25 protein-coding genes are annotated in these 26,533 nt (G+C 71.3%); 12 read left to right on the top strand and 13 right to left on the bottom strand.

All coding sequences use genetic code 11. From position 1 onward, the window contains the following. Positions 1-2 precede the first annotated feature (2 nt). Together HCT63_RS10565 and HCT63_RS10560 are read right to left on the bottom strand one after the other, a co-directional pair. Positions 3-1,109, bottom strand: a complete 1,107-nt coding sequence (locus HCT63_RS10565) for a mechanosensitive ion channel family protein (protein WP_167003908.1) — start codon at positions 1,107-1,109, stop codon at positions 3-5. 10 nt (positions 1,110-1,119) lie between these two features. Then, a complete protein-coding gene (locus HCT63_RS10560) occupies positions 1,120-2,535 on the bottom strand; it encodes an amidase (protein WP_167003905.1) in 1,416 nt (471 codons plus the stop codon). 45 nt (positions 2,536-2,580) lie between these two features. Here HCT63_RS10560 and HCT63_RS10555 point away from each other — a divergent pair, with 45 nt between their 5' ends. From HCT63_RS10555 to HCT63_RS10540, 4 genes are all read left to right on the top strand, one after another. Then, positions 2,581-2,895, top strand: coding sequence for a hypothetical protein (locus HCT63_RS10555; RefSeq protein WP_167003902.1), 315 nt, complete (start codon positions 2,581-2,583; stop codon positions 2,893-2,895). 37 nt (positions 2,896-2,932) lie between these two features. Further along, entirely contained in the window at positions 2,933-3,847 is a 915-nt protein-coding gene (locus HCT63_RS10550; protein ID WP_167003899.1) for a tetratricopeptide repeat protein, read from the top strand. Between the two features lie 102 nt (positions 3,848-3,949). Then, entirely contained in the window at positions 3,950-4,804 is an 855-nt protein-coding gene (locus tag HCT63_RS10545) for a hypothetical protein (protein ID WP_167003896.1), read from the top strand. Then, on the top strand, positions 4,801-5,817 hold the full coding sequence (locus HCT63_RS10540; RefSeq protein WP_167003894.1) for a hypothetical protein: 1,017 nt from the start codon (positions 4,801-4,803) through the stop codon (positions 5,815-5,817). Before HCT63_RS10545 ends, HCT63_RS10540 begins: the two co-directional genes overlap by 4 nt. 3 nt (positions 5,818-5,820) lie before the next feature. Here HCT63_RS10540 and HCT63_RS20700 read toward each other — a convergent pair whose 3' ends face one another. The 4 genes from HCT63_RS20700 to treS all read right to left on the bottom strand — a co-directional run bounded on the left by HCT63_RS20700 (position 5,821) and on the right by treS (position 12,027). Next, positions 5,821-6,648: an NUDIX hydrolase gene (locus HCT63_RS20700; RefSeq protein WP_279587732.1), complete on the bottom strand. Its 828-nt coding sequence runs from the start codon at positions 6,646-6,648 to the stop codon at positions 5,821-5,823. Further along, a complete protein-coding gene (gene glgB, locus HCT63_RS10530) occupies positions 6,641-8,461 on the bottom strand; it encodes a 1,4-alpha-glucan branching protein GlgB (RefSeq protein ID WP_167003892.1) in 1,821 nt (606 codons plus the stop codon). Before glgB ends, HCT63_RS20700 begins: the two co-directional genes overlap by 8 nt. Before the next feature lie 297 nt (positions 8,462-8,758). Further along, the gene (locus HCT63_RS10525) at positions 8,759-10,321 is read right to left on the bottom strand and encodes an aminoglycoside phosphotransferase (RefSeq protein ID WP_167003890.1); all 1,563 of its coding nucleotides are present in this window, start codon (positions 10,319-10,321) and stop codon (positions 8,759-8,761) included. Continuing rightward, a complete protein-coding gene (gene treS / locus HCT63_RS10520; protein ID WP_167003887.1) occupies positions 10,318-12,027 on the bottom strand; it encodes a maltose alpha-D-glucosyltransferase in 1,710 nt (569 codons plus the stop codon). Before treS ends, HCT63_RS10525 begins: the two co-directional genes overlap by 4 nt. On the opposite strand from treS, the gene HCT63_RS10515 reads away from it, so the two are divergent. Next, positions 12,026-12,622: a hypothetical protein gene (locus HCT63_RS10515; RefSeq protein ID WP_208322423.1), complete on the top strand. Its 597-nt coding sequence runs from the start codon at positions 12,026-12,028 to the stop codon at positions 12,620-12,622. The genes treS and HCT63_RS10515 overlap by 2 nt on opposite strands. A gap of 126 nt (positions 12,623-12,748) precedes the next feature. Here HCT63_RS10515 and HCT63_RS10510 read toward each other — a convergent pair whose 3' ends face one another. Beyond that, entirely contained in the window at positions 12,749-14,668 is a 1,920-nt protein-coding gene (locus HCT63_RS10510; RefSeq protein ID WP_208322368.1) for an alpha-1,4-glucan--maltose-1-phosphate maltosyltransferase, read from the bottom strand. A 156-nt stretch (positions 14,669-14,824) separates the two neighbouring features. On the opposite strand from HCT63_RS10510, the gene HCT63_RS10505 reads away from it, so the two are divergent. Beyond that, positions 14,825-15,808 (top strand): hypothetical protein, encoded by a 984-nt coding sequence (locus HCT63_RS10505; protein ID WP_167003880.1) that lies wholly within the window; start codon positions 14,825-14,827, stop codon positions 15,806-15,808. An 18-nt stretch (positions 15,809-15,826) separates the two neighbouring features. On the opposite strand, the gene glgX is transcribed toward HCT63_RS10505, so the two are convergent. Next, positions 15,827-17,797, bottom strand: a complete 1,971-nt coding sequence (gene glgX, locus HCT63_RS10500; RefSeq protein ID WP_243842979.1) for a glycogen debranching protein GlgX — start codon at positions 17,795-17,797, stop codon at positions 15,827-15,829. A gap of 131 nt (positions 17,798-17,928) precedes the next feature. Between glgX and HCT63_RS10495 the strand changes: the two genes are divergently transcribed. The 4 genes from HCT63_RS10495 to HCT63_RS10480 all read left to right on the top strand — a co-directional run bounded on the left by HCT63_RS10495 (position 17,929) and on the right by HCT63_RS10480 (position 20,834). Further along, the gene (locus HCT63_RS10495; protein ID WP_167003877.1) at positions 17,929-18,708 is read left to right on the top strand and encodes an enoyl-CoA hydratase-related protein; all 780 of its coding nucleotides are present in this window, start codon (positions 17,929-17,931) and stop codon (positions 18,706-18,708) included. Between the two features lie 5 nt (positions 18,709-18,713). Then, positions 18,714-19,685, top strand: coding sequence for a class I SAM-dependent methyltransferase (locus HCT63_RS10490; protein WP_167003874.1), 972 nt, complete (start codon positions 18,714-18,716; stop codon positions 19,683-19,685). Continuing rightward, on the top strand, positions 19,686-20,369 hold the full coding sequence (locus tag HCT63_RS10485) for an acyltransferase (RefSeq protein ID WP_167003872.1): 684 nt from the start codon (positions 19,686-19,688) through the stop codon (positions 20,367-20,369). A 129-nt stretch (positions 20,370-20,498) separates the two neighbouring features. Next, positions 20,499-20,834 carry a helix-turn-helix transcriptional regulator gene (locus HCT63_RS10480; RefSeq protein WP_167003869.1) on the top strand — a complete coding sequence of 112 codons (336 nt, stop codon included), beginning with the start codon at positions 20,499-20,501 and terminating at the stop codon, positions 20,832-20,834. A 10-nt stretch (positions 20,835-20,844) separates the two neighbouring features. Here HCT63_RS10480 and HCT63_RS10475 read toward each other — a convergent pair whose 3' ends face one another. The 5 genes from HCT63_RS10475 to HCT63_RS10455 all read right to left on the bottom strand — a co-directional run bounded on the left by HCT63_RS10475 (position 20,845) and on the right by HCT63_RS10455 (position 24,501). Beyond that, on the bottom strand, positions 20,845-21,456 hold the full coding sequence (locus tag HCT63_RS10475) for an ATP-dependent Clp protease proteolytic subunit (protein WP_167003867.1): 612 nt from the start codon (positions 21,454-21,456) through the stop codon (positions 20,845-20,847). Further along, the gene (locus HCT63_RS10470; protein WP_167003864.1) at positions 21,453-22,082 is read right to left on the bottom strand and encodes an ATP-dependent Clp protease proteolytic subunit; all 630 of its coding nucleotides are present in this window, start codon (positions 22,080-22,082) and stop codon (positions 21,453-21,455) included. The genes HCT63_RS10475 and HCT63_RS10470 overlap by 4 nt, the downstream gene beginning before the upstream one ends. A gap of 89 nt (positions 22,083-22,171) precedes the next feature. Then, positions 22,172-22,924 (bottom strand): methyltransferase domain-containing protein, encoded by a 753-nt coding sequence (locus tag HCT63_RS10465; protein ID WP_243842978.1) that lies wholly within the window; start codon positions 22,922-22,924, stop codon positions 22,172-22,174. Positions 22,925-22,952: 28 nt separating this feature from the next. After that, positions 22,953-23,432 carry a DUF6069 family protein gene (locus HCT63_RS10460; RefSeq protein ID WP_167003862.1) on the bottom strand — a complete coding sequence of 160 codons (480 nt, stop codon included), beginning with the start codon at positions 23,430-23,432 and terminating at the stop codon, positions 22,953-22,955. 25 nt (positions 23,433-23,457) lie between these two features. Then, the gene (locus HCT63_RS10455; protein ID WP_167003859.1) at positions 23,458-24,501 is read right to left on the bottom strand and encodes an AI-2E family transporter; all 1,044 of its coding nucleotides are present in this window, start codon (positions 24,499-24,501) and stop codon (positions 23,458-23,460) included. Between the two features lie 270 nt (positions 24,502-24,771). Between HCT63_RS10455 and HCT63_RS10450 the strand changes: the two genes are divergently transcribed. Further along, on the top strand, positions 24,772-25,551 hold the full coding sequence (locus HCT63_RS10450) for an electron transfer flavoprotein subunit beta/FixA family protein (protein WP_167003856.1): 780 nt from the start codon (positions 24,772-24,774) through the stop codon (positions 25,549-25,551). Between the two features lie 13 nt (positions 25,552-25,564). Continuing rightward, positions 25,565-26,521: an electron transfer flavoprotein subunit alpha/FixB family protein gene (locus HCT63_RS10445; RefSeq protein WP_167003854.1), complete on the top strand. Its 957-nt coding sequence runs from the start codon at positions 25,565-25,567 to the stop codon at positions 26,519-26,521. The last annotated feature ends 12 nt before the right edge of the window (positions 26,522-26,533 follow it).

Below are 26,533 nucleotides of genomic sequence, written 5' to 3'. Positions count from 1 at the left end.
GCCTACCGGCGTCGCCCGCGCTCGGGCTCGTCCTCCGGCTGGGCCGCAGGACCGCCGTCGCCCTCCGGCGCGTCGCCGTCCGGGTCCTCCTTGGGCTCCGGCGCGACCTGCGGGGGAGCGCCGTACGCGGCGGCGTGGGCGTACGGGATGTCGATGTGCAGCGTGTCGAAGCGGTCCTTGATGAGCTCGCGCATCTCGCGTGCGACCTCCCACTGCTTGAGCGGCGCCGTCTTGAGCACGACGCGGACGACGACACCCTCGGCGGTCCAGCGCTCGACGCCCCAGACCTCCGGCTCCTCGAGGATCGCGCCGCTCCACTCGGGGTCCTGCCACAGCGCGTGCGCGACCTCATGCAGGACCTCGCGGACCCGCCTGAGGTCCACGTCGTACCCGACCGGGATGTCGAGCACGGTCCGCGCCCAGTTCTGGGACTGGTTGCCGACCCGCAGGATCTCGCCGTTGCGGACGTACCAGACCGTGCCGTTGACGTCGCGCAGCCGCGTCACACGCATGCTCACCGCCTCGACGGTGCCGACCGCGTCGCCGAGGTCGACGACGTCGCCGACGCCGTACTGGTCCTCGAGGATCATGAAGATGCCCGAGATGAAATCCTTGACGAGGCTCTGCGCGCCGAAACCGAGGGCGACACCGAGGATGCCGGCGGACGCCAGCAGCGGCGCGATGTTGTAGCCGAGCGTCGCGATCACCATGAACGTGACGACGGTGAAGATCACGATCGTCGCGATGTTCTTGAGCAGCGAGCCCATGCTCTTGGCGCGCTGCTCGCGGCGCTCGTGCAGCAGGGGGGTGACCGCCTCCGCGGCACGTGCGCCGGGCACGGTGCCCGCGGCCGCCGAGCGGGTGACGCGATCGATCACGCGGTTGATCAGCCAGCGCGCCGCGACCCCGCCGAGGATCAGCAGCAGGATCGCCATCGGCTTGGCGAGCAGCAGGTCGGCGAGCTCGGCGAGGGTGTCGTTGTCGGTCCACCGATGGACCAGGCTGCACACCTGGTGGTCGGGGTCCTGCCAGCAGTTCTGGCTGAGGAGGCCCTCAGGGACCAGCTCGGGAACCAGCTCGTTGTCGGAGGCGAGGGCGGCAGCGGACATGCCCAAGACGTTAGCGGGCGCCCACCAGCGTCTGCGGACGCCTCCACGGGTCGCCCGGCGCCGAGCAGGCGTCCTCAACCTGAGCGGCAAGGCTCATCAGGAGCACGTCGGCGCCTGGATGGGCCGCCAGCATCGTCCCGATCGGCAGGCCTTCGGTGCTCCAGCCGGTCGGGAGCGAGACGGCCGGAGCGCCAGCGATGTTCCAGACGGACGTGTACGGGGTGAACGCCTTCTGCGCCGCGAAGTCCGCCGCAGGGTCGGAGTCGTCGCGCAGCGAGCCGACCGGCGCCGGGAGCTGCCCGAGCGTCGGGGTGAGGACCATGTCGTAGGCCTCGTACGCCTCGAGGGTCCGCTGCTCGGCCTGGCGCATCGCCAGCAGCGCCGCCGCGTACTCCGTGCCGCTCGCCGCGCGGCCGCGCTCCCGCTCCCAGCGGGTCAGCGGCCGCAGAAGCTCCTCGCGCTCGCGCGGCACCGGCGCGGACGCCGCCCCGACGAACCACACCGTCTCGAAGGCAGCGACGGTCTCCGGACCGAACGGGGGAGCGACATCCACGACGTCGTGGCCGAGCTTGACCAGGAGGCGGCTCATCTCCTCGTACGCGTCGAGGACCTCCGGGTCGGGCGGAAGGTCGCCGATGACCGGGTCGGCGAAGCGTGCCACCCGCAGGCGCCCCGGTGCGCGCTCACAGGCGTCGCTGAGCCGAGCGCCGGTGAGTGCGAGGACGTCGAGCAGGGCCGCCGCGTCGGCGACGGTGGTCGCGAGCGGGCCGGGGACGGCGAGGCCCGAGACATCGATCTCCTCAGGCGTGCCAGGGACGAGGCCACGGGTCGGCTTGAAGCCGACGAGGCCGCAGGACGAGGCGGGGATGCGGATCGAGCCGCCGCCGTCCGACCCGACCGCGACCGGGAGCAAGCCGGCCGCGACAGCGGCGGCTGCGCCCCCGGACGAACCGCCCGCACCTCGGGTCAGGTCGTACGGGGTGCGCGCCGGCGGGGCGACGTCGGGCTCGGTGTAGCAGGGCAGGCCGAGCTCGGGGGTGTTGGTCTTGCCGAGGCTGATCATGCCGGCGGCAGCGACCCGCACGGCCGCTGTGCCGTCGGCGTCGGGGACGAGGTCGGCGAACGCCGCCGACCCGAAGGTCGTCCGTACGCCAGCGGTGGGGGTGAGGTCCTTGAGTGCGGTGGGGATGCCGAACAGCGGCGGGAGGAGGTCGGCGCTGGGGCCACGCAGGGCGTCCCGGGCGGAGGCGGCCGCCGCCCGCGCCTCGTCGGCCGTGACGGTGACGAAGGCGCCGACCTCCGCGTCGAGCGCCTCGATGCGTGCGAGGAGCGCGTCGACGACGGAGACGGGGTCGGTCTCGCGCCGCCGGTAGGCGGCAGCGAGGTCGAGTGCGGACGCGAGAACGCCGTCGGGGTCGGAAGGCATACCGCCGAGACTAGGGGAGTGAGGTGCTCGGTTAGAATGACCGTCATGCTGAGCCGGAGCCGTACCGCTGTCCGTTCCGCCGTCGCCGGTGCTCTCGTCGCATCGCCTCTGATCGCCGTCGCCGCCGCCACACCGGCCGCTGCTGACGTGCCGATTGGCTGGGAGGAGGGGACCCCGATGTCGACGCTCGACGTCCTGCTCGTCTTCGCCGGCATCCCGCTGGCGATCGCTGTGGTGCTCGCGCTGTTCGGCCTCATCCTCGCGCGTCGCACGACGCCGAGCTACCTTCCTTACGTCGCGGCGCCCGGTGCGGCGCTCACGTCGCCTGCCGAGCGCGCGGAGCTCACCTCCGGGCACTGACCGTTCTGATGACTTCGACACCCGAGGAGACCCGCCGATGAGCTTCTCGCGTCCTGGCGCCGTCGACCTGTCCGCTCTCAAGAAGCCGGCCGCACCCGCCGGCGCCTCCGCGGCGGGCCCTGCGCCCGCCGGTGCGTCGTGGGTGCTCGACGTCGGCGAACAGAACTTCCAGCAGGTGCTGCAGGCCTCGGTCGACCACGTGGTCGTGCTGTCCCTGTGGTCGTCGCGCTCGCCTCAGAGCAGCACGTTCAACCAGGTCCTCGCCGACGCCGTCAACGCGTACGCGGGCCGCATGCTGCTCGCGCAGATCGACGTGGACGCCAACCCGCAGATCGCCCAGATGCTCGGGGCGCAGGGCGTCCCGTTCGTGCTCGGGGTGGTCAAGGGCCAGCCGGTGCCGCTGTTCCAGGGCACGGCCGAGGAGGCACAGGTCCGTCAGTACCTCGACGAGCTGCTCCGCGTCGCCGAGGCCAACGGCGTGACCGGCACCGCGGCGCCCGTCGGTGGCGCGGCGGCCTCTGACGAGGAGGAGCCTGCGGACGATCCGCGCTTCGCCGCTGCGGACGACGCGTACGCCGAGGGCGACTACGCCAAGGCGGTCGCCGAGTACGAGAAGCTGCTCGCCACGAACCCGGCCGACACCGAGGCCGCCGAGCGGCTTGCCGGCGCCAAGCTGCTGCAGCGTACGGAGGGTGCCGAGCTGTCCGCAGCGCGTGACGCGGCGGCCCAGAACCCGGACGATATCGATGCGCAGCTGCTCGTCGCTGACCTCGACCTGTCCGGCGGGCACGTCGACGACGCGTTCGGGCGTCTCATCGACGTGGTGCGCCGTACGGCCGGTGACGACCGCGAGCGCATCCGCGCGCGGCTCGTCGAGTACTTCACGATCGTGGGCAATGATGATCCGCGAGTCGGCCAGGCCCGTCGGGCGCTCGCGACCGCGTTGTTCTGAGTGCGCTCGCGACCGCGTTGTTCTGAGTGCGCTCGCGACCGCGTCCCGCGACGCGCGTGAACTGAACGCACGGAGACTTCGGACGCCCGGCATACTTGCTCCATGCGACGGGTGGCGGGGATCGGGCTGCTCGCGCTCGGAATCCTCCTCGCGCTGGCCGGTGCGGTCGTCGCGGTGGCGATGGGTCCGGACGACCGCCTGACGACAGGCCCGCACGACGTGCGGGCCGACGGTCGCGCCGTCGTGACGCGGCCCGCGGTCCTGGCCCGGTACGGGCCGCAGGTGAGCGTCCTCGTCGAGGTCCCGGGCGACAAGCCGGTGTTCCTCGGGCTCGGGCACACGGTCGACGTCGAGGACTACGTCTCGTCGACCGCGCGGGTGGAGGTGACACGCTTTCGCGTGCCGTGGTCGCTGAAGTCCCGTGTCGCCACTGGCGAGCCGCAGCTCCGAGCCGCCCCGACCGCGCTCGACTGGTGGATCATGCAGGCGGCTGGTGTCGGGGGTGCGGAGCTGCGGTTCACGCTGCCCGACGAGCCGGTGTCGCTCGCGGTGCTCGCGGTCGGCGACTCCGACCTGAAAGGTCTGCGGGTCACGGCGTCGTACGAGGTTCCCGGGGCGTTCGGCGTCGGCGTCGGGATGGCCGCGACAGGTCTGGGTGCCGCGCTGCTGGGCCTGGTCGCGCTGAGGCTGGTCCCGGGGGTGGGGCGACGGACGCCACCGGTCGAAGCATCCGGCTTCGTCGACGACGAGTGGGACGTACCCTGGCCCGAGACCGACCCGTCCGACGCGGACACCTGGGACGACTTCCTGTCCGAGGAGGGCACGGCGGAGGGTCCTGCGACCAGGGCCGACCGCCCGTCCGCGCCGCCGAAGAAGCGCGGGGCGAAGCCGCGGTGGCCGAGGAAGGGCAAGGTCGGCAAACCGGGGCCTGGCACCGACAAGGAGGTGGCGAGATGAGTGAGAGAGCGGCCCGTACGGGCGCGCCGCGGTCGCTCGTCGCCGTCGGTGCCGCGTTGCTCGTCGTCTCGCTCGGCGGGTGCGGGGTGGTCCCGCTGGAGAAGACCAGTGCCGATGTGTCGAAGCTGGCGGCGGAGACGTCGACGGTGCAGCGGACGTACGACAACTACGAGAAGGCGCGCGGAGCTGCCTTCGCCGCGCTCGATCCCGAGGTGCTCGCGCTGGTCGAGACGGGCCCGGTGCTCGCGGTCGACACGGGCGCCATCGACGTGGCGAAGCGCTTGCACGGCAACGCGTCGACCGGGCGCGAGACGGCGCCGGCCGAGATCGAGGACGTCTACACGCCGCGGCTCGACGCGTACCCGCTGTGGTTCGTCGCCACCGCCCGCGACGAGGGGCGGGGGGTGCGGCGCATCCAGGTGTTCGAGCGCGCCTCGTCGACCGATCAGTGGGAGCTCACGGCCTCGCCGGAGGCGTTGCTCAGCACGGTGCTGCCGGTTCCGGAGACGGTCGACGGCGTGCTCCAGACGGTCGGGCCCGACGACGCCGACGGCCTCGTGAGCGCGCCGTCGCAGGCGCTGATGGCGTACGCCGCGACGCTGGGCAACCCGAGCTCGCCCCGTTCCACCGAGGTGACGGCCGACTCGTTCGTCTCGCAGATGCGGGCCCAGGCGGCGGGGCTCGCGCAGCCGGGCACGACGTTCCGGCGCACGTGGGCCTCCCAGCCCGTCCAGCACGCGGTGCGGACCAAGGACGGCGGCGCGCTCGTGTTCGGGACGCTGATGCGGCAGGACGGGTGGGTGCTGACGCCGGGCGCGACCGTACGGTGGCCGGCGGAGTCGGAGCACAAGGCCTATTTCGGCGACCCGATGTCGCGCTCGGGGGTCCTGCGCTACTACCACCAGGTGCTCATGTACATCCCGCCCACCGGCGGCGTCGGGCTCCCGCGGGTGCTCGCGCAGTACGGCGGTGTGATCGGGTCCGAGGACACCGGGCCGGTCGCCGCGCCCTGAGCCTCAGGCGGTCCCGCGGAACACGTGCCCCGCTTCGCGGTAGGCGTCGGCAGGGTCGTCGTCGAGGCTGTCGAGCAGCTCAATCGTCGCCCCTGTCGCGCGCTCGCGGACGAGGTCGCGGTCGCACCAGTGGACGGCGGCGATCTCGGTCGGCTGCAGGACCAGCGGGGTCTCGGGACCCCAGGCCTCGACGTCGAAGACGAACAGCACCGCGTCGTCCCACGCGCTCCACGGTGGGAGCCAGTTGACCGTACGAAGGCCCCTGACGCGTGCGTCGACGCCGAGCTCCTCGCGCAGCTCGCGCACGACCGCGTCGGCGGGAGACTCGCCGGGGTCGACGACACCGCCGGGCAGGTCCCACTCGCGCTTGTAGGTGAGCTCGCACAGCAGCACCCGCCCGTCCTGGTCGCAGACGAGCGCCTGTGCGATCGCGCGCTTCTTGGGCAGGGCGGCGTTGAGCATCGCGACGAACCCCTCCCGCGTCTGCGGGTGTGGGTCGTCGGCGAGCCGCGACAGCAGCTCCTGGTCGGGTCCTTCGACGTGCCGCAGCATCCCGTCGCGGCGCATGCCCGCGCGCGCCGCCGCGCGGCGGTCACCGACGGCGTCCTCGTCGATCAAGGTCTGGACGCGCGTCGCGCCGAGCTCCTCGAGCACGTACGTGACAGCGAGGTTGACGGCCTGCGACCGCCGCGGCTCCTCTGTGCTGCCGAGGTCCCACGAGAGGGTCGCGGTGCGCGCATCGTCGCGGTGCACCGTGATCGTGCCGAGGACGGCGTCGCCCTCGTGGATCTCGAGGCTGTCGCCGTCGGGGTGGAGCGTGAGGTCAGCCATCGGCCCGCTCCAGCCAGGTGACCGAGAGGGCCGGGAGGGTGAGCATCGCCGAGTGCTGCTGGCCGTGCCAGGGCTGCTCATCGGCCACCAGCGTGCGTACGGGATCGGTGCTCGCCCCTCCGTACGCGGCATCGTCGGTGCACATCACGACGTCCCACGGGCCGGGTGTGGGCAGCCCGACACGGTAGGAGTCCCAGGTCGCTCCGGACATGTTCGCCACGCAGACGAGACTACGACCGTCTGCGCGCCGGACGAAGGCATAGACGTTGTGCGTCGCGTCATCGGCCTCCAGCCATGCGAACCCGCCGGGGGAGTGATCGCCGGACCACAAGGCCGGGTTCGCCGCGTAGCGCGCGTTGAGGTCACTCACCAGCCGCTGCACGCCGGCGTGCGCGGTGGCGTCGTGCGCATCGGTGTCGAGGAGGTCCCAGTCGAGCGAACGCTCGTCGGACCACTCGCGCTCCTGCGCGATCTCGCCGCCCATGAAGAGGAGCTGCTTGCCGGGGTACGACCACTGGTAGGCGAGCAGCGCGCGCAGCGACGCGAACTGCTGTGCGTCGTCGCCGGCCATCTTGGTCAGCAGCGAGCCCTTGCCGTGAACCACCTCGTCGTGGGACAGCGGGAGGACGAAGTTCTCGGCGTGGTGGTACATCGTCGCGAACGTCAAGCGGTGGTGGTCCTGGCCGCGGAAGAGCGGGTCGGTCGCGAGGTAGCCGAGCGTGTCGTGCATCCAGCCGAGGTCCCACTTGAACCCGAAGCCGAGCCCGCCGTGGGCCACGTCGCGCGTGACGCCGTCGTAGGCGGTCGACTCCTCGGCGATCATCGCGATCCCGGGGAACCGTCCGTAGCAGGAGGCGTTGAGCTCCTGGAAGAACGAGACGGCGTCGAGGTCGATGTTGCCGCCGTGCAGGTTGGGGACCCAGTCGCCGGGCCCGCGCGAGTAGTCGAGGTAGAGCATCGACGCGACGGCGTCCACGCGCAGCCCGTCGACGTGGAACTCTTCGAGCCACCAGAACGCGTTGGCCAGCAGGAACTCGCGGACCTCGGGCTTGGTGAGGTCGAAGACGTACGTCCCCCAGTCGGGGTGCTCGCCGCGGCGTGGGTCGGGATGCTCGTACAGAGCCGTGCCGTCAAAGCGGCCGAGCGCCCACTCGTCGCGCGGGAAGTGCGCGGGGACCCAGTCGAGGATCACGCCGATGCCCGCGGTGTGGAAGGCGTCGACGAGCGCCCGGAAGTCGTCGGGATCGCCGAAGCGGGACGTCGGCGCGTAGTAGCCCGTCACCTGGTAGCCCCACGAGCCGCCGAACGGGTGCTCCATCACGGGCATCAGCTCGACGTGGGTGAAGCCGCGCTCGGCGACGTACGGGACGAGCGTGGTTGCCAGCTCGGCGTACGAGAGGCCGCGCCGCCACGAGCCGAGGTGCACCTCGTACACGCTCATCGGCTCAGCCCACGGGCGGCGGGCGGGGCGGGTGCTCATCCACGCGTCGTCGCTCCACTCGTGCCGCGAGGTGAAGACGCGCGAGGCGTTGGCCGGCGGGACCTCGGCCCACGCCTCGAACGGGTCGGCCTTCTGGCGCCACACACCGTCGGCTCCGTGGACCGCGTACTTGTAGAGCGCGCCGTCGCCGATGCCGTCGACGCGGCCGCGCCAGACTCCGTCGGCGTCGCGAGCGAGGCCGTGGCCGGCGCCGTCCCAGCCGTTGAAGTCGCCGAGGACCTGCACATCCTGGGCGTGCGGCGCCCACACGGCGAAGGTCACGCCGTCGTCACGGACATGAGCACCGAGGTCGCGCCACAGGTCTCGCGTCATGCGGTGGAGTCTTTCACGGGCGCACGGCTGCCCGTGAGCGGCTTCAGCCCTCGCGCGCCGCCCGTCCGGGTCAGAGAGGGCCCGGCCGCGGGCCGCGGGACGGGGGCGGCGGGGGAGCCGGCGCCGGAGGGGGTTCGGGAGCCGTCGGGGCCGGGCGCGGATCGTGGCGGACAGGGCGACCAGGGGTGGTCGGCTTCGGCTGCGGCTCGTCTCCCGGCATCGCATCCTCCTCGAGTCGAGCAGGGGGTCTGCCCAGTCGCCAGTCTGCCGCTGGCGCGGTGCCGCGAGGGCGGTCTTTCAGCGACCCCGCATCCGTTCTAGAGCGGCGCGCGGGATCGCGGCCCAGTCGGGGCGGTGGTCGCGCTCGTACACGTACTCGTAGAGGGCCTTGTCCACCTCGTACGCATCGAGCAGGGTCTCGACAGGCTCGACCGGCGGGGTGGCCGCGGTCTCGACCTGCGGGGTGGCCGCGGTCTCGACCTGCGTGGTGGCCGCGGTCTCGACCTGCGGGGTGGCCGCGGTCTCGACCTGCGTGGTGGCCGCGGTCTCGACCGGCGGTTGTTCGCTGGTCGAGCCTGTCGAGACCCCGTACCCGCGCAGGAACGCCGCCCGGTTGCGCGCGACCCATGCCTGCGCCCGCGTCACCTGGTCACCCTCGCCGCCGCCGGTCTGGACGAGGTAGGAGTGCGCCGCGTAATCGAACGAGCGCAGCATCCCTGCGACGTCGCGCCACGCGGAGTCGAGCGCCACGCGGGCGGCCAGTGTCGCTGTGGGCTCACCCTCGAAGTCGACGAGCTTCCAGCCCATGGTCGTCCGCAGCGTCTGACCGAGGTGCAGGTCACCGTGGACGCGCTGTGCGAGCACGGGCCCGGAGGCCGAGCGGAGCCGGTCGTAGCGGGCACGCGCCACGTCGGCGTACCTGTCGAGGTCCGGCATGCGGGTGAGGAGATCCGCGAGTCGCGCATCGAGCCTGTCAGCGAGGGCGGTGAGCCCGCCCTCGTCCCAGGTGGCCGTCGCGAGGCGCTGCGCCATCAGCGCGTGGACGAGTCGTACGGTCTCGCCCAGCCGCTCGGACTCCGCCGCGAAGTCGCCCCCCGCATCCTCGGGCGCGAGCTCGGGCTCGGCCAGGAGGTCCCGTACGCTCGCCCGCGCGCTGTCCCAGCCGTTGCTCGCCGTGCGGAGGAAGCGCTGCAGCATCGCCAGGTCATACGAGGTCCCGACCGGCGCCGTCGTGCCGGACGACGTCGTGCTGATCGCGCCCCACAGCGTGGCGATGGCCTCGTCGCCGGGGCCCGCGAGCGCGTCGTGCACCTCCACGTCGGGGTTGCGGCCGGCGACGACCTTGCGGAACACCTTCAGCAGCGCGGTCTCGTCGATCACCATCGACGTGTTGGACTGCTCGACCACCAGCAGCACCGACTCCGACCCGGTCCCGATCACCGGCTCGCCGTCGTCGCCGGCCGGGAGCAGCGAGAGGTACGTCGTGTCGTCGGGCGTGTCCGCGAAGAAGCCCCGTACGAGCACCTGCCGTGCCTCGGAGTCGTGCAGCGCGTCGTACACGAACAGCTCGTCGGCCAGCTCGCCGTGGCCGGGCGCGTACGCGCCGACGAGCCCGTACGCGTTGGCCTCGACCGGCTCGTGGCGGTAGGCCAGCGGCATGTTGTAGGTCTGCGTGCCGCCGGGCCCGCGTACGGTCACGAGCTCGAAGCGCACTCCGAGACCCGTGCTGGGCCGCTGGAGCCATCCGCGCGGCTCGATCGTTGCCAGCTCCCACCCCTCGCCCTCGCCGGCGAACCACCGCTGGCGGACCAGGTAGTCGAGAACCTCGCTCCGGCCGTGGACACTGCGCTCGCTGCTCATCGGGCCCCCTCGCTGTCGACCGTACGGCCCAGGCGGAACCAGTAGAAGCCGTGGCCCGCGAGGGTCAGCAGGTACGGCAGCTCGCCGATCGCCGGGAACTCGACGCCGCCGAACATCTCGACCGGCTGGATCCCGTCGTACGCGTGCAGGTCGAGCTCGACCGGCTGCGGGAAGCGCGACAGGTTGTTGACGCACAGCATCACGTCGCCGTCGTGCTCGCGGACGAACGACAGCACGGACGGGTTGGAGCCGCCGAGGTCGCGGAACGTCCCGACGCCGAACGCGCGGTGCTGCTTGCGGATGTGGATCATGCGGCGCGTCCAGTGCAGCAGCGAGGAGGTGTTCTCCTGCTGCGCCTCGACGTTGACAGCCTGGTAGCCGAAGACCGGGTCCATGATCACGGGCAGCCCGAGCTTGCCGGGGGTCGCCACCGAGAAGCCGGCGTTGCGGTCGGGCGTCCACTGCATCGGCGTACGGACGCCGTCGCGGTCGCCGAGCCAGATGTTGTCGCCCATGCCGATCTCGTCGCCGTAGTAGAGCACCGGCGAGCCCGGCAGGCTCAGCAGCAACGCCGTGAACAGCTCCATGCGGTTGGTGTCGTTGTCGAGCAGCGGTGCGAGGCGCCGCCGGATGCCGATGTTGGCCTTCATCCGCGGGTCGGTGGCGTACTCACGCCACATGTAGTCGCGATCCTCGTCGGTCACCATCTCGAGGGTGAGCTCGTCGTGGTTGCGAAGGAAGATGCCCCACTGGCACCCCGCGGGGATGTCGGGCGTCTGCTCCATGATCTCGCTGATCGGGTAGCGCGACTCCCTCCGTACGCCCATGAACAGGCGCGGCATCACGGGGAAGTGGAAGCACATGTGGCACTCGTCGCCGCCGACGGCGGGGTCGCCGAAGTAGTCGACGACCTCGGAGGGCCACTGGTTCGCCTCGGCGAGCAGCACACGTCCGGGGTAGTGGTCGTCGACATAGCGGCGGACCTTCTTGAGGAAGTCGTGCGTCCGGGGAAGGTTCTCGCAGCTGGTGCCCTCCTCCTCGTACAGGTACGGGACGGCGTCGAGCCGGAAGCCGTCGACGCCCAGGTCCAGCCAGAACCGCAGCGCGTCGATCATCGCGTCGTGGACGGCGGGGTTCTCGAAGTTGAGGTCGGGCTGGTGGCCGTAGAAGCGGTGCCAGTAGTACTGGCCGCGTACCGGGTCGTACGTCCAGTTGGACGCCTCGGTGTCGACGAAGATGATGCGGGTGTCGGCGTACGCCTCGCCGGTGTCGTGCCAGACGTAGAAGTCCCCGTACGGACCCTCGGGGTCGGTCCGCGACGCCTGGAACCACGGATGCGCGTCGGACGTGTGGTTCATGACGACATCGATGATGATGCGGATGCCGCGCGCGTGAGCGGCGTCGAGCAGCACCTTGAAGTCGTCGACCGTGCCGAGCTCGGGGGAGACGGACGTGTAGTCGGCGACGTCGTAGCCGCCGTCGCGCAGCGGCGACGGGAAGAACGGGGGAAGCCACAGGCAGTCCACGCCCAGCCACGACAGATAGTCGAGCTTGCTCGTCACCCCGGCGAGATCGCCGATCCCGTCACCGGTCGAGTCGTGGAAGGAGCGGACGAGGACCTCGTAGAAGACGGCGCGCTGGAACCACAGCGGGTCGTCGTCCCGCCGGTCTGGGGGAGTCACCGGCGCGGGGGCGGGGGCGTTCATGCGCGCCACCCTAACCCCCAGCGTCCTGCCCGCCTCCCGGGTCGGGCGCCTGTACGGCACTAGGCTGGTGCGCATGCTTCTGGCCGCGTTCGCCGCCCTGCTCTGCGGGATCGCCCTCGGCGGTGTCCTGGTCTGGTGGTCGAGCCGCCGCGAACCACCCGAGCCGGTCACCGGACGGCGCCTCACGCCGATCGCGCCGGAGCTCAAGCAGGCTCAGCTCGACACCCGTGGCAACCGTCCGGTCGACGACGTGACGCGTTCGGAGATCACGCGCCTGCTCCAGACCGGGCGCAAGATGGAGGCGATCCGGCTCTTGCACGCGAGCACGGACATGTCGCTGCTCCAGGCGAAGGCGCGTGTCGAGGAGTGGTCGGACGCCGTCGAGCGGCGGCTCATTGCGCAGGCGTACGCCGATGCGCGCGACCTCGCTCACGACGAGATCGACGAGGCGCTCGCGGACGACCTGCGGGAGCTGCTCGGCCTCCGGCTCGGCCGCTGGCGCGCGCTCAAGCTGCTGCGCCGCCGGACCACGATGCGGCTCGCGGACGCGTTCGACTACATCGACACGATCCGCCGCACCTCGCTGGTCGAGTAGGGCGAGGAACGGCCCGTATCGAGACCCCGCTGCCGTCACCAGGCGTCAGATAAGTACACCGGGCGCCGCGTATGCCCGTCGCTCCGTGCACAGAACCGGAGCCTCGTAGGGGGCCTGGCGCATAGCTCAGCGCAGCACGGTCAGCACGTGCGCGACGGGGGAGTCGCCGCCGAGCTTCACGTAGTCGTCCTCGCCCCACTCGAACACGTCCCCGGTCAGCTCGTCCCGTACGGCGAACCGCTCACCCCATCCGATCCCGAGCGCCGGCAGGTCGAGGTGCACCGTCGTCTCGTGCGTCACCGGCGGCTCGAGGTTCGCGACGACGATGACGACGTCGTCGCGGTCGTCGCCGACGTACCGCCGCGAGAAGCACAGGACGTGGTCCGACTCCGTCTCGTGCACGCGCAGCCGGTGGAGCTGACGCAGCGCGGGGTGCTCGCGGCGGATCTCGTTGAGCCGTGCGATGAACGGCGCCAGCGAGTGTGGCGCGTCGAAGTCGCGGTGCTTGATCTCGTACTTCTCCGAGTCGAGGTACTCCTCCGACCCCGGCCGCAGCGGCGTGTGCTCGAGCAGCTCGAAGCCCGAGTAGACACCCCACGTCGGCGCTCCCGTCGCCGCCAGCACCGCCCGCAGCCGGAACATCGCCGGATCGCCGGACTGCAGGTGCACCGGGAGGATGTCCGGGGTGTTCACCCAGAACGCCGGCCGCATCACCGCAGCCTTGCGGCCCGACACCTCCTCCAGATAGGCGGCGAGCTCGTCCTTGGTCTCGCGCCAGGTGAAGTACGTGTACGACTGGTGGAACCCGACCATCCCAAGCGCCCGCATCATCGCGGGGCGCGTGAACGCCTCGGCGAGGAAGACGACGTCGGGGTCCGTACGCCGTACCTCGGCGAGAAGCCGCTCCCAGAACGGCACCGGCTTCGTGTGCGGGTTGTCGACGCGGAAGATCCGGATGCCGTGCGCCATCCAGTGGCGGACGACGCCGAGGACGGCCTCGTACAGGCCATCGGGGTCGGTGTCGAAGTTGAGCGGATAGATGTCCTGGTACTTCTTCGGCGGGTTCTCCGCGTACGCGATCGTGCCGTCGGCGCGGTGCGTGAACCATTTCGGGTGGGCGGCGACCCACGGGTGGTCGGGTGCGCACTGCAGCGCGAGATCGAGCGCCACCTCCATGCCCCGCTCGCGGGTTGCGGCCACGAACGCGTCGAGGTCGTCGAGCGTGCCGAGGTCGGGATGCACTGCGTCGTGCCCGCCCTCCGCGGCGCCGATCGCCCACGGGGAGCCGGGGTCGCCGGGCTCGGCCACGAGGGAGTTGTTGCGCCCCTTGCGGTTGACGCGCCCGATCGGGTGGACGGGCGGCAGGTAGACGACGTCGAACCCCATCGCCGCCACGCGGTCGAGCTCGCCGATCGCGCCGCGCAGCCCTCCGTACGAGCGGGGGAACAGCTCGTACCAGGCGCCGGCCAGCGCCCGCTCCCGGTCCGCGAACAGCGGGTACGACCGCGTGCTGCCGAGCAGGTCGCGCACCGGGAAGCGGCTCATCACGTCGAGGACCTCGGGCGTCGTCGCGGCCTCGAGACGCTCGGAGGGGGAGCGGCGATTGTCGCGCAAGACCTTCGCGGCCGCCCGCAGCGTTGCGCGCTCGGCGGTCCGGCCGCGGGGGAGCGCCTTGGCCGCGCGTTCGAGCAGCACGGCGCCCTCGACCGGCATCAGCTCGGTGTCGACGTCGGCGGCGACCTTGATCGGCGCGTCGTGCAGCCACGTGCCGTACGGGTCGGACCAGGTCTCGATCCGGTACGACCAGGGGCCGACCGCGTCGAGCGTCACCCACAGCTCGTGGTGGTCGTTGTCGAGGTGGGGGAGCGCAAGGCGCGGTCGGTCCTTGCCGTCGGGGCCGGTGAGCACGACTCCGGCGCCGAGCTCGTCATGGCCCTCACGGAAGATCCGCGCCCGGATCGGGAAGGGCTCACCGACCGTGGCCTTCGCGGCGTACGTCCCGTTCTCGACGACCGGGCACACGTCCATCACCGGGATCCGCAGCATGCGCGCCACGCTATCCGACCCCGGTCGTCGCCCCTCTCGCCCGGACGTCATACGTCCTGTGGGTGGGGACCACCGATTCGTATGACGTCCCGGGCTCGTCCACAGGTGGTGACGCAGACGAGCTCCGTACGGACTTGGCGGACACACGCTCAAGGCATGCACAAGCAGATGACGAGGGACGAGGCACGGCGCGCGCGGCGCCGCCGGGTACGGCGCGAGGCGCAGACACAGGACGGGGTTCTGTCACGCCGACAGCTGTACGGGACGGGGCTCAGCCGTTGGGAGGTCGGGGCAGAGCTGAGGGCAGAGCGGTGGAGGCTGCACGGGCGTCAGACCATCGCCGTCCACACCGGTGACCTCGCGGGCGACGCGATGTTGTGGCACGCGGTCATCGAGGCCGGAGCACGCGGTGTCCTCGACGGGGTCAGCGCCCTCGTCGCCGCCGGTCTCACGGGCTTCACGATCCCCGCCGTACGGGTGTCGGTGCCACGTGGCGCGCGGGTCGTGAAGATCGCGGGGATCGACATCCGGCAGACGAGGCGGCTGCGACCGTCCGACCGCGTCGGCGCCGGAATCCCGCGCGTCTGGCCCTGGATCGCCGCCGTACGGGGAGCGTTGTGGGCCCGCACGGATCGGGAGGCGGCGACGCTGCTCGCGATGGTCGTGCAGCAGCGGCTCACGACCGCCGAACGGATCGGGCTCGCCCTGCTCGACGTGCGACGCGACCGCCGTCGACGCTTCGTGGAGATGATCGTGCTGGACCTCATCGGTGGGGCGCAGTCGCTCGGCGAGCTCGACTTCGCCGGGATGGCGCGACGGCGCGGTCTGCCCCAGCCGGATCGACAGGTCGTACGGCGGGGACGCGACGGCAGAATCTACCTGGACGTCATTTGGGAGGCGTTCGCGGTCGTCGTAGAGATCGATGGCATCCACCACGCGTTCGCGCAGAACCTCGTCAACGACGCGCTGCGCCACAACGCGGTGACGCTGCGCAACGCGACGGTGCTCCGGCTCCCGTTGCTCGGCCTGCGCGTCGCGTCGGACGCCTTCTTCGCGCAGATCGCCGAGGCGCTCGTCGCCGGCGGATGGATCCCTCCGGACGTCATACGTTCTGCGGGTTCCGACCCTCAGAACGTATGACGTTACGGAAGGGGCGCGTCAGGCGCCGACGAGGAGGACGAGGGAGTGTGAGGCGACCGGCAACGTGTGCGCCACGGCGCCGCTGCGCTCGAGGTCGGCGGTGTCGAGCGCGACCTCGTACGAGGCCGGCCACGGCGCCTCCGGGAGCTGCCACGACACCGTGGAGTCGCCCCCGTTGAGCAGCAGCACCGCGCAGCGATCGTCCGGACCGCCGTCCAGCGCCATCCCGAGCGTACGAAGCGCGCCGTCGTGCCAGTCGTGCACCTCCCAGTCCCGCCCGTCGGGGTGCAGCCAGCGCACGTCCTGCCGCCCCGTCTGCGCCGCCACCTCCCCGGTGAAGAACCGCGTGGTCCGCAGCACGGGGTGCGCCGCCCGCAGCGCGGTGAGTCGGCCGACGACGCCGCGCAGGTGCTCCCACCCCACGTCCGGGATCCACGGCACCCAGGTGAGCGCGCTGTCGTGGCAGTACGCGTTGTTGTTGCCGTGCTGCGTCTGCCCGTGCTCGTCGCCGGCGCGCAGCATCGGCACCCCTGCGGCGAGCAGCGTGGTGGCGACGAGGTTCGCGGCCTGGCGTCGGCGCAGGGCGAGCACGCCGACGTCGTCCGTCTCGCCCTCGGCCCCGCAGTTCCAGGAGCGGTTGTCGGCGTGCCCGTCGCGGTTGTCCTCGCCGTTGGCCTCGTTGTGCTTCTCGTCGTACGAGACGAGGTCGCGCAGCGTGAACCCGTCGTGGGCCGTCACGAAGCTCACCGACGCCTGCGGCGGACGCCCGCTCGGCTCGAACTCCTGCGACGACCCGGCCAGCCGTCGGGCGATCCCGGCGACCCCGCCGGCGCCGCCGTGCGCAGGCCCCCGCCAGAAGTCGCGCACGTCGTCGCGGAACCGGTCGTTCCACTCGGCCCACCCGTGCGGGTAGCCGCCGACGAGGTAGCCGTCCATGCTCGCGTCCCACGGCTCGGCGATCAGCTTGACCCCGCGCAGCACCGGGTCGCGCCCGATCGTCGCGATCAGCGACTGCTCGACGTCGACGCGTCCGCGCCCGACCCGCGCGAGCGCCGACGCGAGGTCGAACCGGAATCCGTCGACGTGCATCTCGCGCACCCAGTAGCGCAGCGACTCCACGATCAGCGCCGCCGCCGGCGCCGCGTCGGCGCGCACCGTGTTGCCGCAGCCGGTGACGTCGAAATAGTGCCCCTGCGCGTGCCGGTAGTAGCCGGTGTCGTCAAGCACCCGCAGGTGGATGCGCGGCCCGCCCGCTCCGCTCTCGCCGGTGTGGTTGTAGACGACGTCGAGCACGACCTCGAGCCCGCGCGCGTGCAGCGCCCGCACCATCTCCTTGAACTCACGCACAGGATCGCCGCCGGCGGCGTACGGAGCGTGCGGCGCGAGGAACGCGACGGAGTTGTAGCCCCAATAGTTGACGAGCCCGCGCTCGGCGACGGTCGGCTCGGTGACGAAGTGGTGCAACGGCATCAGCTCGACGGTCGTCACGCCGAGCGCGACGAGGTGGTCGACCACCGCCGGGTGCGCCAACCCGGCGTACGTCCCGCGCAGCTCCTCGGGCACGTCGGGATGCCGCATGGTCAGCCCCCGCACGTGGGCCTCGTACAGGACCGTCCGGTCCCACGGGATCCGCGGCGCGACATCGGCGCCCCAGTCGAAGGCGGTGTCGGCGACGTACGCACGCAGGCGCGAGGTGTTGCCGTCGAGCCCACCGGTGACGTGCAGCGCGTACGGGTCGAGCACCTGGACCCCGTCGACGACGAACGCGTACTCCTGCCCCGGACCGACCCCGAGCACCTCGACGTGCCACACCGAGCCCGTACGCGACTCAACCTCGTACGTCCCGATGCCGGGCAGATCGAGGACGACCTGGCGTGCGCGTGGGGCGTGGATCGCGAAGTTCACGCCCGAGACGACCCGGCGGGCGCCGAGGGGGTGCGGGCTCCCCGTCGCACTCGGGTGGCGCTCGTACGCCCATGCCTCGGCCATGCCCCCATCATCGGGCACCCCAGACCTCCGGCCGTACGCGCCCGGTCCGGCGCGTACGGGGTTCGCTACCCTCGGTAGCCACGACGTCGACAGCAGGACTGTCACGACACGCCACACGGAAGGCAGCGCGCATGGGTGAGCTCGTCAGGCTCGAGGTGACCGACGGCGTCGGCACGATCCGTCTCGACCGACCCAAGATGAACGCGATCAGCGCCCAGCTCCAGGACGAGTTGCGCGAGTGCGCCGAGGAGGCGACCGCGCGTGACGACGTCGCCGCCGTGGTCGTGTACGGAGGCGAGCGGGTCTTCGCGGCCGGGGCGGACATCAAGGAGATGGCCGATCTCTCGTTCCCCGCGATGAACGTCCGCGCCCAGGCGCTGCAGGCCTCCCTCAACGCCGTCGCCGCGATCCCGAAGCCGACCGTCTCGGCGATCACCGGCTACGCGCTCGGTGGCGGCTGCGAGCTCGCGCTGTGCACCGACGTCCGCTTCGCGGCCGACAACGCCAAGCTCGGCCAGCCCGAGATCCTCCTCGGCATCATCCCCGGCGCGGGCGGCACGCAGCGCCTGTCGCGGCTCGTGGGCCCGGCCAAGGCGAAGGACCTCATGTTCACCGGCCGCCAGGTCGACGCCACCGAGGCGCTCGCGATCGGGCTCGTCGACCGGATCGTGCCGGCCGAGTCGGTGTACGAGGAGGCGCTCGCGTGGGCCCGCCAGTTCGTCGGCGCCGCCTCGCTCGCACTGCGCGGCATCAAGGAGGCCGTGGACCGTGGGCTCGAGGTCGACCTCGTGACCGGCCTCGAGATCGAGCGCCACCTCTTTGCGGCGCTGTTCGCGACCGAGGACCAGGCGACCGGCATGCGCTCGTTCGTCGAGAACGGGCCCGGCAAGGCCACCTTCGAGGGGAAGTAGTACCCGTGAGCACCGACACCACCACCCCCGGCACGCCTGCCGCGCCCAACCCGCACGCGAGCGCGGACGAGGTCGAGGCCGCCTGGTCCGACACCAAGCTCGCCCAGGTGCTCTACCACGACTGGGAAGCCCAGACGTACGACGAGAAGTGGTCGATCTCCTTCGACGAGCGCTGCATCGACTACGCACGCGACCGCTTCACCGCCGTCGCCGGCGAGAGCGGCTGGCCGTACGGGCGCAGCCTGGAGATCGGCGCCGGCACGGGCTTCTTCACGCTCAACCTCATGCTCGCCGGCGTCATCGACAAGGGCACGGTCACCGACATCTCGCCCGGCATGGTCGAGGTCGCCAAGCGTAACGCGGACGGTCTCGGCTTCTCGCTCGACGGCCAGGCGGCCGACGCCGAGGAGCTGCCGTTCCCCGACGAGTCGTTCGACCTGGTCATCGGTCACGCCGTCATCCACCACATCCCTGACGTCGAGAAGGCCTTCCGCGAGATGCTGCGCGTGCTGCGTCCCGGCGGCCGCGTGGTGATCTGCGGCGAGCCGACCACCCGCGGCGACTTCATGGCGCGGCGCCTGTCGCGGCTGACCTGGTGGGCCACGACCCACGCCACCAAGCTCGGCCCGCTGCGCGAGTGGTCGCGTCCGGCCGAGGAGCTCGACGAGTCGTCGCGCGCTGCGGCGCTGGAGGCCGTCGTCGACCTGCACACGTTCGAGCCGGCCGACCTGGAGCGTACGGTGCTGCGCGCCGGCGGCGTCAGCGTCCGTACGGCGACCGAGGAGCTGACCGCGTCCTGGTTCGGCTGGCCGGTCCGTACGTTCGAGGCGGCGGTGCCGGAGGAGAAGCTCGGCCTGCGGTGGCGCATGTTCGCCTACAAGTCGTGGCTGCGACTCTCCGCGCTCGACAAGGCGCTCAGCCCCGTCGTGCCCAAGGGTCTCTACTACAACGTGTCGGTCTCGGCGACCAAGCCGTAGATGAGCGCTCCCCGCCAGGCCCGCTTCCTCACCGTGGACTCCCTGCGGTGGGTGCGGCGTCACCGTGCGTGGTCGCGCTACCACCTGGTGCGTTACTGGCGGTTCTGGCGGTTCAAGCGGCGTCACCCCGACGTCATCACCGAGGGGTTCGTCTTCCTCGGACGCGGGGTCGAGATCGAGACCAAGCCCCCGTACGGGCGGGTGGTGCTCGGCAAGTTCGTGCACCTCGGCGACCGTACGGCGCTGCGCGCCCACAACGGCACGCTGCGCCTCGGCGACAAGGTCGTCATGGGGTCCGACAACACGATCAACGCGCACCTCGACATCGAGATTGGGGCGGCGACGATCATCTCGGACTGGACGTACATCTGCGACTTCGACCACGTGACGCTCGACCTCGCGAAGCCGATCAAGGACCAGGGGCTCGTGGTCTCGCCGGTGCGGATCGGGCCGGACTCGTGGATCGGCGTGAAGGCGAGCGTGCTGCGCGGCACGCGGACGGGGCGCGGCGTCGTGCTCGCCGCGCACACCGTGGCGCGGGGCGAGTACCCGGACTTCGCGATCGTCGCCGGGCTGCCCGGTCGCGTCGTCAAGAGCCGCCGCGACGACCTGGCGGAGTGGGCGGAGATCCAGCGCTACACCGCCGAGGTCGCCGAGGAGCAGCGCGAGGCCCGCGGCAGCTGACGCGTACGGCCGCGGGCGTGCAGCGCCTGACGTCGCCTCGCTGACCACGGACGCACCGTCGGACGGGAGCCGCTCTGCCGAGAGCAGAATGCCTGGCGACGGCCGGGTGGCGTGGCCTAGCCTCGGGCCATGGGAGACGTCGTACGCCTCGGCCCTCGGCGCGCCGCGCCGCTCGCGCCGCCCGAGCCCGAGCCGCTGTGGCGCGAGGTCGTCGGTCGGCGCCTGCGAGAGGCGCGCCTGGCCCGTGGCCAGCGCCTCGCGGACACCGCCGCCGCGGCCGGCATCTCCCCTCAGTACCTGTCGGAGGTCGAGCGCGGCCGCAAGGAGCCGTCGAGCGAGATCCTCGCCGCGGTCTCGGGCGCTCTCGACCTCACCCTTCTTGACCTGACCGAGCACGTCAGCGGCGAGCTGCGCCGTACGGCCTCGACGTCGGTTCCGCGCGGGCCGCTCGCCCTCGCCGTCTGACGCCGCGGCGTCACCGCGCCTCGCCGCCGAGCACCGCTCGCGGCGCCATGACCGCGTCGACGAGCCCGTACGCCCGTGCCGCCGCCGCGGAGAACACCCGGTCGCGGTCCGTGTCGTGCCGCAACGTCTCGACGCTCTGGCCGGTATGGGTCGACAAGATCGCCTCCATCTCGTTGCGCACCCGCACCACCTCGTCCGCCTGGAGGATCAGGTCGGGGATCGTCCCCTGACCCCGCGCCGCGGGCTGGTGCAGCACGAACCGCGCGTGGGGGAGCGCCGCCCGACGGCCCGGCTCGCCACCGGCGACGAGGACCGCGCCGGCGGCGATCGCCTGACCCACACAGAACGTCGCGACGGGCGAGCGGACGTGCTGCATCGTGTCGTAGATCGCGAGCATCGCTGTCTCATCGCCGCCCTCGCAGTTGACGTAGAGGTTGATCTCGCCGTCGGGGTTGTCCGCCTCGAGATGCAGCAGCTGGGCGATCAACGCGTTGGCGACGCCCGCGTCGATGGCCGTCCCGAGATAAACGATGCGCTCAGTGAGCAGGTGCGAGTAGACGTCCATGACGCGCTCACCACGCGGATGGTTCGCGATGACGTTCGGGATCGTGTACGTGCTCATCGCACGCCTCCCATCTGGGCCGCCCCGATCCCCACGCCGCGGCGCCGCTTCGGCATCACGTCGTCGAACGCGCTGACGACGTGGTCGACGAACCCGTACGCCTGCGCCTCGACGGCGGTGTACCAGCGGTCGTGCAGCGAGTCCTCGAAGATCCGCTCGAACGGCTGGCCTGTGTCTGCGGCGATCAAGCCGAGCACGGTGTCGCGGGTGTGGCGGAGGTCGTCGGCCTGGACCTCGATCTCGACCGCGCTGCCGCCGATCCCCGCCGAACCCTGATGCATGAGGATCCGTGCGTGGGGGAGGGCGTACCGCTTGCCGGGCGTCCCGGCCGACAGCAGGAACTGCCCGGCGCTGCAGGCGAGGCCGAGGGCGAGCGTCGACACGTCGCAGGGGATGAGCCGTACGACATCACGCAGCGCGAGCATCGACGGCACCGAGCCGCCGGGGGAGTGGATCCACAGCGCGATGTCGGCGCCGGGGTCGTCGGCGGCCAAGGACAGGAGCTGGGTGGTGAGGAGGGTGCCGTTGTCGTCGTCGAGGACGCCGTCGAGCACGAGGATCCGCCGGCCGAGCAGCTGTTGACGACTGACCGTGTCGAAGAGGTGGGGTGCGGTGTCGTGTGCCATGCCTCCACCGTGGCGCGGCGCGTCCACCAGGATCCAGCCGATCAGCCGGCGGCAGATCTGCCCAGAGCAGCGCGGTCAGAGCAGCGCAGTCAGACCTGAGCGGTGACCACGAGGTCGAGCGACGCGGCGAGGTCGGCGTCGTCGCCCGTCCGCAGGACGAAGTCGCCTGTCGACACCGACCGTACGAGCTGCGCGACCGCCGCGGGCCACTGGTCGTACGGCCCCGCGATCTGCGCGTCGACGAGCGAGCCGTGCGTGTCCTCCCAGGCCGCGAGACGCGGACCGTGGTGCAGTCCGGCCAGCGACTCGACGCGTGCGTGGGCGGCGACGAGATCACGCAGCTCGTCGGGCTCGAGCTCCTTGGGGTGGTAGATGTTCCCCGGCGGGAACGTGAGCGTGTTGGGCGTGCTGACGACCAGCGTGCCGCTCGGCCGCAGCACGCGGACGCACTCGGCGACGAACGCGTCCTGGTCCCAGAGGTGCTCGATCGTCTGCAGGCTGACCACGACGTCGAACGACGCGTCAGCGTACGGGAGGGCGACGAGGTTGCCGCGGACGACCGGGACCTGCGGGTACGCGGCGCGGACGTGGCCGGTCGCGTACGCGTCGTAGTCGAGCGCGACGAGCGATCCCGCCACGTGGCTCAGCAGGTCCGCCCCGTACCCCTCGCCGCACCCGGCCTCGAGCGCCGCGCGACCGCGGACGACGTCGCGCAGCGCCTCGTACACGACCTCGTGCCGGCGGAACCAGTAGTTCTCGTGCCAGATGCCGGGCACCGTCCGCTCGCCGGTGATCACCATCTGCGGCTTCGTGTCGTCGCCGCCTGCGCCCTTGCTACTCACGCCCGCAGCGTACGGCCGCGGTGCGACCTCAGGCGCGCGGGGCGTTGCGGACCGCGCGCTGGGCGGTGCCAGAGACCAGCGAGCCGATGATGACCGTGATGAGGACCCCCACCGCGGCGCTGGCGACCTGCTCCTCGAGCGGGATATCGACCGTGAACGGGAGGACGCCGATGATCACGGCGATCAGCGCCACGATCCAGCCGAAGAAGAGGCGCGGACGCGGGGTCGTCAGGAGCAGCAGGTGCATGAGGCCCGTGGCGAGGAGCGCGGCACCGGCGGCGAGGAACGCGTACGGCAGTGTCGAGGTGACGTCCCAGCGACCGCCGCCGCTCGGCACCAGCACGGCGATGTCGAACACGCCGCGGCAGACGAGCAGGCCGACGGCAGCGGCGAGCGCGGCGACCACGGCTGTCGCGACCCCTCCGGCCCACAGCTTGCCCGCGTCGACGGACAAGCCGCTCGGGGTGCCGGGCTCGGGCTGACCTGCGGGCGGTTGCTGGTAGGACATCGTGCCTCCTCGCTCGGGGTGGCCGTCACGGTACCGGTTCCCGGCCGGCGATGATGGGCGATATCCAGCGGGCGTCGGGATCGCTGTCGACGAGGAGCTTCTTGACGAGCAGCGTGGCCGGGATGGCCAGGATCGCCCCCCACGCCCCGAGGACCAGCGTCCAGAAGATCAGCGACAGCATGCTCACTGTCGCCGAGAGGCCGACGGAGTTGCCGACGATCTTGGGCTGGAAGACCGACTGGATCACGAAGTTGATGACGCAGTAGCCGACGATCACCCACACTGCCGTCTGCCATCCGGAGTCGAACAGCGCGAGCATGGCGGGCGGGATCAGGCCCAGGATGAACCCGATGTTGGGGATGTAGCCGGTGATGAGCGAGAGCACGCCCCACAGCCACGGCTCCGGGACACCGAGCGCGTACAGCAGGATCACGTCAGCCACCGCGACGACGAGCCCGAACACGGTCGCGACCACGAAATAGCGGCGCGTGCCCGTCGCGAAGTCGGCGAGCGCGTCGACGGTGGCGCGGTGACGCTCGGGGACCCGGCGCGCAAGCCGGGGGATCACCGAGCCGTCCAGCGCCATGAAGAGCAGCAGGATCAAGATGAGGAGCAGGTTGCCGGTGACCGTGGTGGCGCTGGAGACGACCTCGGCGACGTACGGGGCGAGCGAGCGGATGTCGAGGTGTTTGAAGATCTGGTCGAGGTCGCTCTGCTGGACGCCCCAGTCGTTGAGCAGGCTCTTGACGTCGACGAGCCATCGCTGGAACTCGTCCTCGTACGCGGTGAGGAGCTGGCCGAACCGCGCACCGGCGAGCACCAGCGACCCCGCGAGCAGCAGGAGGATCGCGTAGACGGCGACGACGCAGGCGACCGTGCCGGTCCAGGACGGCATGCCCATCCGGTCGAAGACGTGGCGGAGCGGGTGCACCGTGACCGTGAGACAGATCGCGAGGAAGGTCGGGCCGACGATCCCGTTGATGCTCATCACGCCGGCGACGATCACCACGAACGCCGCAGACCCGACCAGGATGGTGAGCGTCCGCAGGCGTGCCCTAGGCTCGGTCATGTGGTTCAGTGTCGCAGCGTGTCACGCGCTCGACCTCTCAAAAGGCCCTCGGCGTAAAGAGCCACCGACGTGGGAGCGCCGTGGGTGTGCGGTTCGCCGTGTGACCCATGCCACCCGTGACGACCTCGTCAAGATGGTTACCTGTCGGTAACATCAGGGTTGTGGAGACGTCTCACGGCTCCGCACCGCAGTCGCCCACGGCTGCCGCGACGCGCGTCCCGTGCGAGCGCCGTGTACGAAGTCGACTCCACAGGAGGGGCCGAGAAGGCCATGAACATCGTCGTCTGTGTGAAGTACGTACCGGACGCTACGGCGGACCGGTCCTTTGACTCGTCGGACAACACCGTGGATCGCGAAGGCGTCGACGGTCTGCTGTCGGAGCTCGACGAGTACGCCGTCGAGCAGGCTCTGCTTGCTGCAGAGGAGAGCGATGGCGAGGTGACGGTGCTGACCGTCGGCCCCGCCGATGCTGCCGACGCGGTCCGCAAGGCGCTGCAGATGGGCGCTGACAAGGGTGTCCACGTCGAGGACGACGACATCGCCGGCTCTGATGCCGTCGCGACGTCGCTGGTCCTGGCCAAGGCGCTGGGCACGTTGGAGTACGACCTCGTCTTCTTCGGCATGAGCTCGACCGACGGCACGATGGGTGTCGTCCCGACCATGGTCGCTGAGCGTCTGGGTCTGCCTGCGGTCACTTATGGCTCGCAGATCACCGTGGACGGCTCGACCGTGACCGTGCGCCGTGACGGCGACGTCGCGACCGAGACGATCACCGCCACCGCGCCTGCGGTCGTGTCGGTCACCGACCAGTCCGGTGAGCCGCGCTACCCGTCGTTCAAGGGCATCATGGCGGCCAAGAAGAAGCCGGTCGAGGACCTGACGCTGTCCGACCTGGGCATCGACCCGTCCGAGGTCGGCCTGGATGCGGCCGGGACGAAGGTGCTGTCCTTCGCACCGCGTCCGCCGCGCAGCGCCGGCGAGATCGTCACCGACGAGGGAGACGGTGGCGTCAAGCTCGCCGCGTTCCTCGCCTCGAAGAAGTTCGTGTGAGGAGCAGCCACAGATGAGTGAGATTCTCGTTCTCGTCGACCACGTCGACGGTGCAGTTCGCAAGACCACCGGCGAGCTCCTGACGCTCGCCCGCCGCCTCGGCACCCCGTCGGCGGTGTTCATCGGCTCCGGTGCCGACGCCGCTCAGGCGTACCTGGCGCAGTACGGCGCCGAGAAGGTGTACGTGCTGGACGCACCGGAGCTGACCGAGTACCTGGTCGTTCCCAAGGCGGAGGCGCTGGCCCAGCTCGTCGCCGACAAGCAGCCTGGTGCGGTGCTGATCGGCAGCTCGGCCGAGGGCAAGGAGATCGCCGGTCGTCTGGCGATCAAGACCGGCTCAGGGCTGCTCACCGACGTCGTCGACGTGCGTGCTGGTGGCGAGGGTGTCGAGACGACGCAGTCGGTCTTCGCCGGCAACTTCACCGTCGAGGCGACCATCACCAAGGGCACCCCGATCGTGACCGTCAAGCCCAACTCTGCCACCCCGGAAGAGTCCCCGGCGGCCGGCGCGCTCGAGCCCGTCTCGGTGACGGTCTCCGATGCGGCCAAGGCGGCCAAGATCACCGACTCCAAGCCCCGCGAGGCCACCGGCCGCCCGGAGCTGACCGAGGCCGCGATCGTCGTCTCCGGCGGTCGTGGCACCGGCGGTGACTTCTCGCAGGTCGAGGCGTTCGCCGACTCCCTCGGTGCGGCCGTTGGCGCCTCGCGTGCCGCGGTCGACTCCGGCTGGTACCCGCACAGCTTCCAGGTCGGTCAGACCGGCAAGACGGTCTCGCCGCAGCTGTACGTCGCCAACGGCATCTCCGGTGCGATCCAGCACCGCGCCGGCATGCAGACCTCCAAGACGATCGTCGCCGTCAACAAGGACGAGGAGGCGCCCATCTTCGAGCTGGTCGACTTCGGCGTCGTCGGCGACCTCAAGGAGGTCCTGCCGCAGGCAACCGACGAGATCAACAAGCGCAAGGGCTGACCCCCTTACGTC

It is taken from the genome of Mumia sp. ZJ430 (assembly GCF_011751845.1).
Taxonomy (GTDB): domain Bacteria; phylum Actinomycetota; class Actinomycetes; order Propionibacteriales; family Nocardioidaceae; genus Mumia.
The sequence above is the reverse complement of the archived record's forward strand: the minus strand, read 5'-3'. Positions and strand labels throughout refer to the sequence as shown.

Coding starts and splice junctions, on each gene's coding strand:
- HCT63_RS10545 (WP_167003896.1), top strand. CDS start 3,950: ATGCGACGGGTGGCGGGGATCGGGCTGCTCGCGCTCGGAATCCTCCTC.
- HCT63_RS10495 (WP_167003877.1), top strand. CDS start 17,929: ATGGGTGAGCTCGTCAGGCTCGAGGTGACCGACGGCGTCGGCACGATC.
- HCT63_RS10510 (WP_208322368.1), bottom strand. CDS start 14,668: ATGCTGCGGATCCCGGTGATGGACGTGTGCCCGGTCGTCGAGAACGGG.
- glgB (WP_167003892.1), bottom strand. CDS start 8,461: ATGACGCGAGACCTGTGGCGCGACCTCGGTGCTCATGTCCGTGACGAC.
- HCT63_RS10480 (WP_167003869.1), top strand. CDS start 20,499: ATGGGAGACGTCGTACGCCTCGGCCCTCGGCGCGCCGCGCCGCTCGCG.
- HCT63_RS20700 (WP_279587732.1), bottom strand. CDS start 6,648: ATGGCTGACCTCACGCTCCACCCCGACGGCGACAGCCTCGAGATCCAC.
- HCT63_RS10445 (WP_167003854.1), top strand. CDS start 25,565: ATGAGTGAGATTCTCGTTCTCGTCGACCACGTCGACGGTGCAGTTCGC.
- HCT63_RS10525 (WP_167003890.1), bottom strand. CDS start 10,321: ATGAGCAGCGAGCGCAGTGTCCACGGCCGGAGCGAGGTTCTCGACTAC.
- HCT63_RS10515 (WP_208322423.1), top strand. CDS start 12,026: ATGCGCGCCACCCTAACCCCCAGCGTCCTGCCCGCCTCCCGGGTCGGG.
- HCT63_RS10470 (WP_167003864.1), bottom strand. CDS start 22,082: ATGGCACACGACACCGCACCCCACCTCTTCGACACGGTCAGTCGTCAA.
- treS (WP_167003887.1), bottom strand. CDS start 12,027: ATGAACGCCCCCGCCCCCGCGCCGGTGACTCCCCCAGACCGGCGGGAC.
- HCT63_RS10565 (WP_167003908.1), bottom strand. CDS start 1,109: ATGTCCGCTGCCGCCCTCGCCTCCGACAACGAGCTGGTTCCCGAGCTG.
- HCT63_RS10475 (WP_167003867.1), bottom strand. CDS start 21,456: ATGAGCACGTACACGATCCCGAACGTCATCGCGAACCATCCGCGTGGT.
- HCT63_RS10450 (WP_167003856.1), top strand. CDS start 24,772: ATGAACATCGTCGTCTGTGTGAAGTACGTACCGGACGCTACGGCGGAC.
- HCT63_RS10560 (WP_167003905.1), bottom strand. CDS start 2,535: ATGCCTTCCGACCCCGACGGCGTTCTCGCGTCCGCACTCGACCTCGCT.
- HCT63_RS10455 (WP_167003859.1), bottom strand. CDS start 24,501: ATGACCGAGCCTAGGGCACGCCTGCGGACGCTCACCATCCTGGTCGGG.
- HCT63_RS10460 (WP_167003862.1), bottom strand. CDS start 23,432: ATGTCCTACCAGCAACCGCCCGCAGGTCAGCCCGAGCCCGGCACCCCG.
- HCT63_RS10550 (WP_167003899.1), top strand. CDS start 2,933: ATGAGCTTCTCGCGTCCTGGCGCCGTCGACCTGTCCGCTCTCAAGAAG.
- HCT63_RS10540 (WP_167003894.1), top strand. CDS start 4,801: ATGAGTGAGAGAGCGGCCCGTACGGGCGCGCCGCGGTCGCTCGTCGCC.
- glgX (WP_243842979.1), bottom strand. CDS start 17,797: ATGGCCGAGGCATGGGCGTACGAGCGCCACCCGAGTGCGACGGGGAGC.
- HCT63_RS10505 (WP_167003880.1), top strand. CDS start 14,825: ATGCACAAGCAGATGACGAGGGACGAGGCACGGCGCGCGCGGCGCCGC.
- HCT63_RS10555 (WP_167003902.1), top strand. CDS start 2,581: ATGCTGAGCCGGAGCCGTACCGCTGTCCGTTCCGCCGTCGCCGGTGCT.
- HCT63_RS10485 (WP_167003872.1), top strand. CDS start 19,686: ATGAGCGCTCCCCGCCAGGCCCGCTTCCTCACCGTGGACTCCCTGCGG.